Source organism: Marinobacter algicola DG893 (genome assembly GCF_000170835.1).
Lineage (GTDB): Bacteria > Pseudomonadota > Gammaproteobacteria > Pseudomonadales > Oleiphilaceae > Marinobacter > Marinobacter algicola.
Window position 1 is genome coordinate 33,404 of the sequence record NZ_ABCP01000029.1, and the last position, 11,742, is coordinate 45,145.

The window sequence follows — 11,742 nt, forward strand, 5'->3', positions numbered from 1 at the left end:
TTCCAGTCAGACTGCCAATCGCCCATAATTCGCCAGCTTCTCAATATTGTGCACCAGGCAGTATAGCTGCCATTGGCCCTGCACCTTTTTCTTACCTCGCAGACTGAACCGGTTCAGTCGTTTGTTGGTGCCGATGTTGCCGAACACCGGTTCCACCACCGACATGCGGTGGCTGTAGATCTCTTTGCCCTTTGGGCTGTCGACCCGGTGCTTCATCCAGTCTGTATAGTTGGGCAGGCGCTTGCTCTCAATGGTGAACGACACCTGTCGGCCTTTGCCTTTCCGATGGTCGGCGGCCTCCGGGTTCTGCATGCACTGATGCTTCTTCGGACAGTGTCGACACTGCAACAGACGGCCCTGGAAGTAGGCCCGGCTTTGGCCATTCTGGTCGGTGCGGGTGGCGTGGTATTTCAGGCTTTCGCCTGTCGGACAGATGCAGGTCAGGCTCACTGGATCGAACTGGAACTCATTGGCCGGGATGGTCTCTTTCCAGCCCGTGTCTGGCAGGTTCTGATGCCGCTTGCCGTATTTGTCTTTCTGGTGGTTGAACTTCGGATCCCGGCTGCGGAATTTGTTGTCCGGCACGTAGCCGTTGATCTGCCGTTCGTGCAGGTATTTCATGTTGGCTTCGTTGGCGAAGCCGGTGTCGGCGGTGATGACGGTGCCTTGTTGGTAGATACTCTCGGCAATGCCCAGTTTCTTGAATCGGGCTTCGACGGTTTCCAGTACTGGTTGTAGCGTGTGGTGTTCCTGGCCTTCGCCAAAGGCCTGCGCATCAATGATGATCTGGTGTTTCCGGTCCACCGTGGCCACGCCGTTATAGCCCTGGATCGTGCCCTTGCTGGTGGTCATCTTGGCGCTTTCGTTATCGGTGATGTTGCTCTTCACTTCCTTGCTCCGCTTCCCCCGGCCCATCCTTGGGCGGTTCGTCTTTAGGAAGCGGTTCACTTTGTTCAGGGATTCGTCCAGGGAGAGGACCGTCTTCGCCCGGCGGATGTCCCGGTCCAGTTCGGCTTCCGTTTCCGCCTCGTCCCTTTCATGGTGCTCCTTCAGGTGGTGGCGGATCAGGCGGCGTAGCTTTTTCCGTTTCTCTTCCAGCTCCTTAAAGGTGCCGGACCATTCTTTGGCTGCATTCGAGGGCATCTTGCAGCCGTCGATGGCAAAGAGTTCGTTCCCCAGTAATCCCTGTTCGTGGCACACCAGCAGGACTTGCTCGAACAGGTCTTCGATCTCGTCGGCATGGTTGCTGACGAACTTGGCCAGGGTCGTAAAATGAGGAACGGTATCGCACGACAGCGCCTTGAAGGTGATGTTGGTCTCGCAGCACCACTGCATCTCACGACTGGTCTTGATGCCCTTGGAATAGGCGAACAGGATGATCTTCAGCAGGATGGCGGGATCGTAGGCCAGTCGGCCGGTGTCTTCGTTGCGGTACTTGGGGTAGAAGATCGACAGGTCCAGCTTGTGCTCGATCAGGTAGTGCACCGCGTGTTCAAAGGTGCCGGGCTGAAGCTGGTTCTGATAGTTGATCACGACCATGGCGTCCTGGTCGTAGTTGTAGGGCCTGAAACGGGGTTTGGCTTTGGGCATCTGACGACTCCTTGTCCGTTTGCCCGATCCTAGCAAAACTGGGGCGGAATTCAGACTTTTTCTACAGCCTCAACGCCAATATTCAGCGGCGGCCTTTGCGTAGCGAAGCGAAGAAAAGGCCGTCCGGTGGAGGCCCATTAGGGCCGTAACGGACTGGAATGACTGGTTATGCATTTAGAGCCCACATTCGAGCACCATGCCAAACTATATAGAACAAGCCTCCCAGTAGAAGGCACCAGCTCTGTAGGCCACCATACAGCTGCATTTTTGCCTCCTGTTTTCCTACCGTCTCGTCGAGACGTTCCTTGAACTGCGCGATAAGCTCAGATTTGTTTTCGGCTTGTAGTGAATGCAGCTCGCGCTTGAATGCTAAATAGTTTTGGTTTTGAAATGTAACGCTTACGGCATACTCCACAACTTTCAGGCCAGAGACAAAGCTAACAGCCCAAAGAAAAATCGCGAGTCCGAGCGGGGCATGGAAATAGTTCAGAGGCTCAGTTTTCGATTGCGTCATCGCAAAACCGATTGCTGAAGCGGATGCCGCTAGCACAAAATAAACGTACCTTTCCTGAGATGCCTTGAACTGTTTGCTCAGTTCTAACTCAAGATTCTCAGGCACCAAAACCTCCCAATTAGAAGTGCATAACGCGAAGCTTTGCGGCAATTTTGGAACCGCAAAGCGGTGGAAAAATTGTCCGGCAACAGCGCCTGGTTAGCGAGTAAGCATCGCACGCGCACTCGCCTGCATGATATTTATCGCTCGAGCAGATTGGTCGTCAACTGCCGTCCCGGATCGTGTAAAACCAAGGAGCTGAATTGGCGGTTTGCCTTTGTAGTTCTGTACCATCAGCCTTCCTAGCAACTTAGCTGCTGATGTATTATCTGCGAATTCCCCCCTAAGACTACGGCGAACCCCTGATGCCAAGAGATCGGCAATCTGGACGCCTTGGCTATCCCTCGAATCAACAAATTCCAGATTGTCTCTTACTAACATTCCAATATTTGTAGCCAGCTCTCTTTCGTCAATATCGATACCGTAGGCGTCTCGCAGGTATGTTGGCTTTTCCTCCGGACTCCAATCAAAACGACTAAACGCAGAATAATCTGCACCCTCTAACATTGGCATTGGGTCATCCAGAGAAATCGACTGTAAAAACGCGGGAAGCACCTGGGTAAACGCCATCTCGTATTCAGTCCTGGTAGAATTTTTCTGATCAATCCTCCACCTGAAAACCCCTAAGCTTCTCGGTTTACGTTGAACGAAATATAGCACTCCATTTCTTAAAATCGCTTCGAAAAGATTCACTTGGCAATGAAGTTGAACATACAACTGCGGTGCCAATGAGGCCACTCGGTCCGATAGAGACTGCAAACTATTTTGTCCAGTCTTATGCACCATTTTTTCTTTGTGAACGACCACCCTGGCAGCCTGTTCCAACTGATGTTCTGCTACTGCGGATGCTTGGTTTAGCCCGGCATCGGTTGCCACGACATAAAGCGCACCAGCCAACCCGGAAAGCTGATGCAAAAAACTGAAATATTGCTGCTCGCTGAGATTTTTGAGCTTGATTTCGGAGTTTGCAGGCGCACCGGCTGAACGTTTTAGAGATGACAGTATTTTTCGAAGCTGGCGTCGGTCAGTTTCGGGACTCATGTATGCGGCCACAGCATTGAACGCACCAACGTTTGGGGCGTCTACGAATGATCCCGATTCATCGACGAATATATTCATTCTTTTTGCCCGCTAACGCCAACGGCAGGGGCGCGACGTCAGGAGCGTCCCTTGACCGTACTGGTTACGTGGTGCTGGATCAGAATGGTATATCATCGTCCCACTCGTCTTCGGCTTTTGCATCAACTAGCACAAGCTTGTTGACTCCAAATTTTGCGAGCATTCCATTGAATGATGCCAAAAAGTTTTCTGATTCCGATAGGACACTATTGTCTTTTACTCTGTCCTTAAGTTTTTCCAAATTATCTTCCGGAACGGCATCGACGGACTTCAAAATAGCGACTTTGTCCAATGCTTCATCGATGTCTGTTGATTGACCTATGGCATTACACAAAGCCAGTAACATTTTTGATCGCGTTTTTGGAGATTTAACAATCGTGATAAATACTTGTTCAGCAACCTCACCGACTGTTTTGTTTACTCCCTGAATGCCTTGATATTTTCCAATGAACCCGTAAGGGTCCATCCCCTTTCGGATTGGTATGATCAAGACATCCCTCCCAACGGCAACACCGATTTCTTGATCGCACCAGTTACTCTCTCTAAAACCATCCATCAGGATCGCTGCAAGCGCATCCATCGTTGATAGCCCTGCCTCAATTTCCTGCTGCCATTCCCGAGACGGCTCAATATCTTCATGCGCAACGAAAGCGGATATCGCATATCTTTTGAGAACCGACTGAAGATGAGATGTCTGAACCTTGAATGAGGCAAGGTGGGTGAGGAATAGACGAAAGAAACCAGGTTTCCAAAACGTCGCTTCGCGTGGCGACTTCGTTGAATAATTGTGTGGAATATCGAGTTCTTCTGCGATTTTAAGTATTAAATCCTCACTCTTCTCTTTTGCCAGCACCTCCTTTGCGTAAATCCGTTTGCTATTGGCACTCGGAACAATTCCAGCGTACTTGACCCCGTGAGCATCAAAAAAGATGTCTATTTCCGAAAAAGTCATTCGCAATTGAAGTTCTTGGGCAATCTTTTCCAACAGCTCTATTTTTTCTATGGCTCTCATCTATACCCCAGTTTCAAAGGGAAATTTTGTACACGTAACAGCGTATTATACGAACCCGTTCGTATAATACGCATTCGTATAATTCCAATTTCAGCCGCCCTGCCCGATTCAATAAATCAATTTAAAATCAATAATTAACCAGAACCCACCACGGCTACCGCCGGAGTTATACGCCCTCCTTGGCCTGCAACATTTCGTTGAATGAGGGCGTATAACTCCACAATGCTCTAATCCAGCTTCAACAGTATCAGATACTTACATGAGTTTCCCGCACCTAACCTGGAGTTTTGCGAACCGGTTCGTATAACTTCGCTCTGTAGCGCCCGTTGACAGGGCAACGCATTCGAACCTACTGTATATAAAAACAGTATAAGGGCATTAAAATGGATATGGACATCCCACCAGCTATCCCCGTGCAACCAACGCGGTTTCTGGACAAACTTCGTAGCTTCATTCGTATGCGAGGCCTTGCCTATGCAACCGAGAAAACCTATGTGTTCTGGATAAGGCGTTTCATCCGTTTCCATGGTCGGAAGCATCCTGAAACGATGGGCTCGGCAGACGTCGAAGCCTTTCTTTCACATTTGGTATTACAAGCCAATGCCAGTGTGGCAACCCAGAGAGTAGCTTTGAATGCACTGATTTTTCTCTACCGGGAATTCATGGGCATTCCTCTAGACAACCTGAATTACGAAGCCGCCCGAAAGCCCGCAAAGCTGCCAACGGTATTCAGTCCTGAGGAAGCAAAAACCACTATCAACAACCTGGAAGGCGAGTATCGCCTGATTGCCATGCTGATCTATGGTTCGGGCCTTCGTATTAACGAGGTATTGCGGCTGCGCGTGAAGGACGTTGATTTTGGAATGCAACAATTGGTGGTTCGCAGCGGTAAGGGCAATAAGGATCGGATTACCCTGTTACCTAGTTCCCTTATACAGTCCCTGACCAGGCAAATTGAAGCGGCCTTGCATCAGCATTCAAGTGATTTGGCCAAAGGCTACGGCTCTGTATACTTGCCTGCGGGGCTTGCCCGGAAGTATCCAAATGCCAGTCAAGAGCCAGGTTGGCAGTATGTGTTTCCCGCAGCGGAGTTGTCAGTAGATCCACGTTCCGGCATCCGCCGTCGCCACCACATGATTGATAGAACTGTACAAAAAAATTTCCGCATAGCGATTCGCTCTGCGGGGATACGGAAGCCCGCAAACAGTCATACTTTCAGGCATAGTTTTGCCACTCGCCTACTGGAAAGCGGATACGATATTCGCACCATTCAGAAGCTGCTGGGCCACGCCGACGTGCGCACCACTGAAATCTACACACATGTGGTTCGTAAAGGAGGCTTTGGAGTACGCAGCCCGATAGACGACGCCTTCTAACTTTCCCAGCGACTTTCCGGAATACGCTGCACGTGGATATGCCCGATCAGGCGAATGGTGGGGCGAACCAGGAACTGGAAACTGCCAATAATGAACAGCCAGATGGCCGCTTTTTCGTGTTCGGGAAACAGAAACAGGATGCTGCCCACCAGAAACCAGATGGCGATCAGGAAATCATTGATGATGCTGAGCACTTCGTAACGGCGCCGTATAACCAGTTCTTCGTGGCCTAACCGAAAGGTTAGTGGGTTATCTGTACGGTCTTCAGCCATTACACATCCTGTTTCCAGTGGGTTTGGTAAATTATTGCATGTCTTTGTAGGCTGCGTCGGTGCGCGCCGCCATGATGTAATCGTTTTTGTGCAGGCCGCCTATCTTGTGGGTCCACCAGCGTACGGTGACCTTGCCATATTCCAGAAGGATGGCGGGGTGGTGCCCTTCCTCTTCGGCCAGGTCACCCACCTTGTTGGTAAATGCCTGGGCCTGGGCGAAATTCTTGAGCTTGAACACCCGCTGTAGCTGCTCTTCCCCATCCAGCTCAATCTCCTGCCAGTCGGGTACATCTTTACCCAAAGCCTGCTTTTGGTCAGCAGTGACTGTGGGAGCATCTGCGCTGCAGGCTTCGCAGCTTTGTTTCGTCAATTCACTCATTTCAACCTCCATGGTTGATGGCTGTACTACAAACGTGGGTTCGTTCCGCCACATTATCAACCCATCGCTTGAAATCCTGTCTTTTTCAGAATACTGTATATTTAAACAGTATATAGAGAACCTTCCATGAGCGAGATTCTGAATACACTGATGCAGGACGCCCGTGTGTGGCAGGGTCAACATCATACCCGCACTAGCCGACCAACAGAGTCAACCGGTTACCAGGTGCTGGACAACCAGCTCGGCGGTGCTGGCTGGCCACGTGGTGCGCTGAGTGAGTGCTTGCTGGATGAACCCGGCATTGGTGAGCTGCACCTGTTGCTACCCCTGATGCAACGGCTTTCTCAAGCGGAAAAAACTGTATTCTGGCTGAACCCGCCCCATATACCCTACGCCCCTGCCCTGGCCCGTGAAGGGGTTAATCTGGATCAGGTCATACTGATCAACACCGAAGACGATGGCGACTTCCTGTGGACGCTGGAAAACTGCCTGCGCTCACCGGTCACCGGCCTGGTGATGGCCTGGCCCGGAAAACTGGCCACCCGAGACATACGGCGCTTGCAACTGGCTGCGGAGGCCGGCAGCAATGTGTGCGTGCTGTTCCGCGAACGGCGCCATGCCGAACAGAACTCCCCGGCGGCGCTACGCCTGGATCTGACAGCAGGAAGCCAGCAGGCGCTCAAGGTCAATGTTCTGAAACGTCGCGGCAGCTGGCCCGGCCAATATTGCTCAGTAGCCATGGGGCACCGGGCGGACCTCGCCTTCCGGGAAGCACCCAGGGTGGTCCAGGGTCCCTGGGCCGACAAGGCCGGGTAAGGCTCACCATGCTCTGGCTGTATCTGCACTTTCCTCATCTGTTGTTGGATCATATTCGCCGCTCTCATGAAAACCAGTCGGCGCTGGCTGTTGTGGAAGGTTCCGGCCAGAAGGTGATCCAGGCTTGCCCGGAAGCCTGCGCCCAGGGAGTGCACGCTGGCATGCGCCTGAAAACTGCCATCAGTCTGGTGCCGGAACTGGGTATGGTCAGGGCGGACCACCAACAGGAAGCCCGGATACTGGAAAGCCAGGCATGCTGGCTATACCGGTATGCGGCTCATATTGTGCTGGTTCCACCGGATGGCCTGTTGGCGGAAGTGGGCAGTCTGCAGCGGCTTTACGGCGGGCTGGCCGCCGTATGGCAAACGGTGGAACAGGGGCTGGAGGAACGCCAGCTTAACGCCTGGATAGCCATCGGCCACACCCCACTGTCAGCCCGGCTGATTGCCCGTACCGGCAAGGGCGAGTGCACGGCGGACAAAGGCCATATCCTGCGTACACTGGGGCAGATGTCCCTGCTGGCTGCGGAATTCGATGACAAAACCTGTACCAGGCTGCAGCGAATCGGCCTGAACACCCTGGATGATGTTTTCTCACTGCCTGCCGGTGAACTGGCCCGTCGACTGTCGCCGGAAACCCTCGCGTATGTGCAAAAAATCCAGGGTAACCGCGCGGACCCACAAACACCCTGGCAACCGCCCCACACCTTTCGTCAGCAAGCGGATTTTGTACAGGAGATTGAGCAGTCCCAGGGCCTGCTGTTCCCCCTGCAGCGCATTCTGTCAGAGCTGGAGGAAGACCTGTGCTGGCGACAGCAGGATACCGACAGCCTGTTGCTGGTCCTGCGGCACCGGCATCAGGAGCCTACCCGCATTCGGGTTCGCACCTCCGGCCCCGAGCATCGGGCCGAAGCATTTCTGAATCTTATCCGCCTACGCTTTGAGCAACACCCATTAAGGGCTCCGGTGATCTCGTTGGTGTTGTCGGTCAAACGCTTTCTGGGGCGGGAAGCGGCCTCTGGCCAGGACCTCCTGGGTGAAACGCAGGATTTGAGCGAAGCCTGGCATACCCTGATCAGCCGCCTGCAGGCGCGGCTTGGCGAACACTCATTACGGCAGTTATCACCGCAGGCAGATCACCGGCCCGAACGGGCCTGGTCTGCCTCAGAGGTGCAGCGAAAAAAGCATATCTGCCTTTCCTCTCCTAACCCGTTACCCCGCCGGCCTTTATGGTTACTCAAAGGGCCGCAACCGCTGGCCGAAGCTCCGACCATGTGGTTTTCGGGCCCGGAACGGATCAGTGGGGGCTGGTGGGATGGCCAGAGGGTACATCGGGACTATTACATTGCCGAGCTATCCACCGGCCAGCTTGCCTGGGTATTCCGGGATGTGCGGGATGGCTGGTTCGTGCATGGTTGGTTTGGCTGATGAGCGAATTCAGCTATGCCGAACTCTTCTGCTTCAGCAATTTCACCTTTCTGACCGGGGCCTCACACCCCCATGAACTGGCCGAGCGGGCGCTGGAGTTGGGCTACTCTGCACTGGCCATCACAGATGCCTGCTCGGTGGCTGGCATTCCTCGGGCATGGGCCGCCCTGAGAGACAGTCCGGTAAAGCTGATCACCGGCAGTTGGTTTGAACTTGAAGATGCCCCGGCCGAAGCGGCTACTCCCCGCTTCATTCTGCTGGCCCGCACCCGCAAGGGTTATGGCCAGCTTTGCCAATTGATCACCACTGGTCGCCGGCAGGCGGAGAAAGGTCAGTACCGGTTGTTCTTCCGGGATATTGAAACCCATTCCCTGAACGATTGTGTATGCCTGTGGCTGCCTCCCTCACCCACTGTTGTAGATGCAGACCAGGCTTTGGCTTGTGGTGAATGGCTTCAGCGCCTGTTCGAGCCGAATCTCTGGATAGCCGCAGCCCGCACTCTCGAATCCGGAGAGGAGCAGCAACTGGCCCGGGCGCGCTGGCTGGCAGACCACCTGCGTTGCCCGGTAGCCGCCACCGGAGAAGTGCACATGCACAGCCGCGAGCGGCAACCGTTGCAGGATGTGCTCACGACCCTGCGCAACCACACCAACCTGGAAAACGCCGGCCACTGCCTGTTCCAGAACGGGGAGCGCTACCTCCGACCATTACCGGTTCTTGATCGCCTGTTTCCGGAAGCATGGCTCAGGGAAACCCTGGTAATTGCCGAGCAATGTACTTTCGAACCTGGCAGCTTGCGGTACGAGTACCCACCGGACCTGGTGCCGGGCGGCACATCACCAGCGGCCTACCTGAAACAACTCACCCACGACGGTGAACGCCGGCGATACCCAAGCGGCACGCCATCGAACGTTCAGAGGCTGATACGCAAGGAACTAAGCCTGATATCAGAGATGAAGTACGAGCACTACTTCCTCACTATCCAGGACATTGTCGCTTTTGCCCGCAGTCAGGGCATCCTGTGCCAGGGTCGGGGCTCTGCCGCCAACTCTGCCGTGTGCTACTGCCTTGGCATTACCGAGGTCAACCCGGCTCGCGTGGAGTTGCTGTTCGAACGCTTCATCTCCAAGGATCGCGGAGAGCCACCCGATATTGATGTGGATTTCGAGCATGAACGGCGGGAAGAGGTTATCCAATACATCTACCGGCGCTACAGCCGGGAACGCGCGGCCCTGGCTGCCACGGTCATCCGCTACCGGCCGCGCAGCGCCATCCGGGATGTGGGCAAGGCCCTGGGATTTGATCCCGCCATGGTGGAACAGCTACTGGAAGGCATCGATTGGCGGGACAAGGCCAGCAACTGGCGCCAGCAAATTCTCGACAAGCACCTTACCCGCAACCCGAAAGTGGCCGACCAGTTCTTTGCCCTGGTGAATACCCTGTTGGGCTTCCCCCGCCACCTGTCCCAGCATGTCGGTGGTTTTGTCATCAGCGCCGGGCCATTGGCCGAATTGGTACCAGTGGAGAACGCCGCCATGGCGGACCGTACCGTCATACAGTGGGACAAAGAAGATCTGGAAAGCCTGGGCCTGATGAAAGTGGATGTGCTTGCCCTGGGCATGCTCACGGCCATCCGCAAGGCGTTGGAGCTGATCAGTGAGGAAAAGGGCACTCCCTTTACCATGCAGGATATTCCCCTGGAAGACCAGGCCACCTATGCCATGCTGCAAAAAGGCGACAGTATCGGTGTGTTCCAGGTGGAATCCCGTGCCCAGATCAATATGTTGCCGCGCCTGAAACCGGAAAAGTACTACGACCTGGTGATTGAGGTGGCCATCGTTCGCCCCGGCCCTATCCAGGGTGACATGGTTCACCCCTATCTGCGTCGCAAGCATGGCCTGGAGCCGGTTGACTATCCCAACGACGCTGTACGGAATGTTCTGGAGCGCACCCTGGGTGTGCCTATCTTCCAGGAGCAGGTGATCAAGCTGGCCATGGTGGCCGCTGGGTTCTCTGCCGGTGAAGCCGACCAGCTCCGCCGCGCGATGGCTGCCTGGAAATCCCACGGCGACCTGACGCCGTTTCGGGACAAGCTGATCAACGGCATGCTGGAACGCGGCCACGATGCCGATTTCGCCGAACGGTTATACCTGCAGATCTGCGGTTTCGGCGGCTACGGTTTTCCGGAATCCCATGCCGCCAGTTTTGCGCTACTGGTGTATGTGTCCTCGTGGATTAAACGCCACTACCCAGCCGCTTTCTACTGCGCCCTACTCAATAGCCAGCCCATGGGGTTCTATTCACCGTCCCAACTGGTCCAGGACGCCCGTCGTCATGACGTCACTGTGCTACCACCGAATGTAAACCACAGCCAATGGAATCATACTCTGGAGTCGCCCAATCGTCATTTGCGTCTAGGGCTCAGGCTCATACAAGGCCTCTCTGCCAGCGGCGCCGAAAGCCTGCACAACAACCGCCCGGCTGAAGGTTACCGGTCCACCGCCGAACTACGTCACCTGGCCGGCCTGAACCAACGTGACATGGAACTGCTCGCCGGCGCTAACGCCATGCCAGCGTTCACCACTAATCGCCATCAGGCTTACTGGCAACTGCTTGAGCACGAACAGCCCGCGGAGCTCTTTGCCAGAGAAGCACCTGCTCATTACCAGCCAGAACACTGTTTCCAGTTGCCCGAACCCACGGAAGGCCAGAACGTTCTGGCCGACTACACCAGCCAGGGCCTGACCCTGCAGCGCCATCCCCTGGCCCTGCTCCGGGAACAGGGGCACCTGAAGTTCTGTCTCAGCGCCGAACAACTCAAGAATATCCAGCCTGGCCGCCCCGTTCAGGTTGCTGGCCTTGTCACAGGCCGCCAACGCCCCGGCTCCGCCTCCGGAGTCACCTTCGTTACCCTGGAAGACGAAACCGGTAACGTAAACGTAGTGGTGTGGCTGGAAACCGCACGGCGGCAGCGCAAGCCGCTGATAACGGCTCGACTTCTACATGTGAAAGGAGTTCTGGAAAGAGAGGGGGATATTGTTCACGTGATGGCAGGAAGGTTGTCCGATTTGAGCCACCTGATTCAGGCGTTACCGGTTAATTCGCGGGATTTTCATTAGTTTCGAGAGCGATAACTGT

General features: G+C 54.6%; 10 protein-coding genes. 4 read left to right on the forward strand and 6 right to left on the reverse strand.

Going from position 1 to position 11,742, the window contains the following annotated elements; genetic code table 11:
- Positions 1-6: 6 nt before the first annotated feature.
- From MDG893_RS15290 to MDG893_RS15305, 4 genes are all read right to left on the reverse strand, one after another.
- The gene (locus MDG893_RS15290; RefSeq protein WP_007152904.1) at positions 7-1,590 is read right to left on the reverse strand and encodes a transposase; all 1,584 of its coding nucleotides are present in this window, start codon (positions 1,588-1,590) and stop codon (positions 7-9) included.
- 166 nt (positions 1,591-1,756) lie between these two features.
- On the reverse strand, positions 1,757-2,209 hold the full coding sequence (locus tag MDG893_RS15295) for a hypothetical protein (RefSeq protein ID WP_007154717.1): 453 nt from the start codon (positions 2,207-2,209) through the stop codon (positions 1,757-1,759).
- Positions 2,210-2,302: 93 nt separating this feature from the next.
- Positions 2,303-3,322 carry a DUF3800 domain-containing protein gene (locus tag MDG893_RS15300; protein WP_007154718.1) on the reverse strand — a complete coding sequence of 340 codons (1,020 nt, stop codon included), beginning with the start codon at positions 3,320-3,322 and terminating at the stop codon, positions 2,303-2,305.
- Positions 3,323-3,401: 79 nt separating this feature from the next.
- A complete protein-coding gene (locus MDG893_RS15305; protein WP_007154719.1) occupies positions 3,402-4,334 on the reverse strand; it encodes a toll/interleukin-1 receptor domain-containing protein in 933 nt (310 codons plus the stop codon).
- A gap of 383 nt (positions 4,335-4,717) precedes the next feature.
- On the opposite strand from MDG893_RS15305, the gene MDG893_RS15310 reads away from it, so the two are divergent.
- Positions 4,718-5,710, forward strand: coding sequence for an integron integrase (locus MDG893_RS15310; protein ID WP_007154720.1), 993 nt, complete (start codon positions 4,718-4,720; stop codon positions 5,708-5,710).
- On the opposite strand, the gene MDG893_RS15315 is transcribed toward MDG893_RS15310, so the two are convergent.
- Positions 5,707-5,982: a YrhK family protein gene (locus MDG893_RS15315; protein WP_007154721.1), complete on the reverse strand. Its 276-nt coding sequence runs from the start codon at positions 5,980-5,982 to the stop codon at positions 5,707-5,709. The two genes, MDG893_RS15310 and MDG893_RS15315, sit on opposite strands and share 4 nt — an antisense overlap.
- A gap of 31 nt (positions 5,983-6,013) precedes the next feature.
- On the reverse strand, positions 6,014-6,361 hold the full coding sequence (locus MDG893_RS15320) for a 4a-hydroxytetrahydrobiopterin dehydratase (RefSeq protein ID WP_040474671.1): 348 nt from the start codon (positions 6,359-6,361) through the stop codon (positions 6,014-6,016).
- A gap of 126 nt (positions 6,362-6,487) precedes the next feature.
- On the opposite strand from MDG893_RS15320, the gene imuA reads away from it, so the two are divergent.
- From imuA to MDG893_RS15335, 3 genes are read left to right on the forward strand one after another with little or no spacing between them, the layout of a single operon-like run.
- On the forward strand, positions 6,488-7,177 hold the full coding sequence (imuA, locus tag MDG893_RS15325; protein ID WP_007154723.1) for a translesion DNA synthesis-associated protein ImuA: 690 nt from the start codon (positions 6,488-6,490) through the stop codon (positions 7,175-7,177).
- Positions 7,178-7,185: 8 nt separating this feature from the next.
- Complete coding sequence (locus MDG893_RS15330) at positions 7,186-8,604, forward strand: Y-family DNA polymerase (RefSeq protein WP_007154724.1); 1,419 nt, start codon at positions 7,186-7,188, stop codon at positions 8,602-8,604.
- Complete coding sequence (locus tag MDG893_RS15335) at positions 8,604-11,723, forward strand: error-prone DNA polymerase (RefSeq protein WP_007154725.1); 3,120 nt, start codon at positions 8,604-8,606, stop codon at positions 11,721-11,723. The genes MDG893_RS15330 and MDG893_RS15335 overlap by 1 nt, the downstream gene beginning before the upstream one ends.
- Positions 11,724-11,742: the final 19 nt, after the last annotated feature.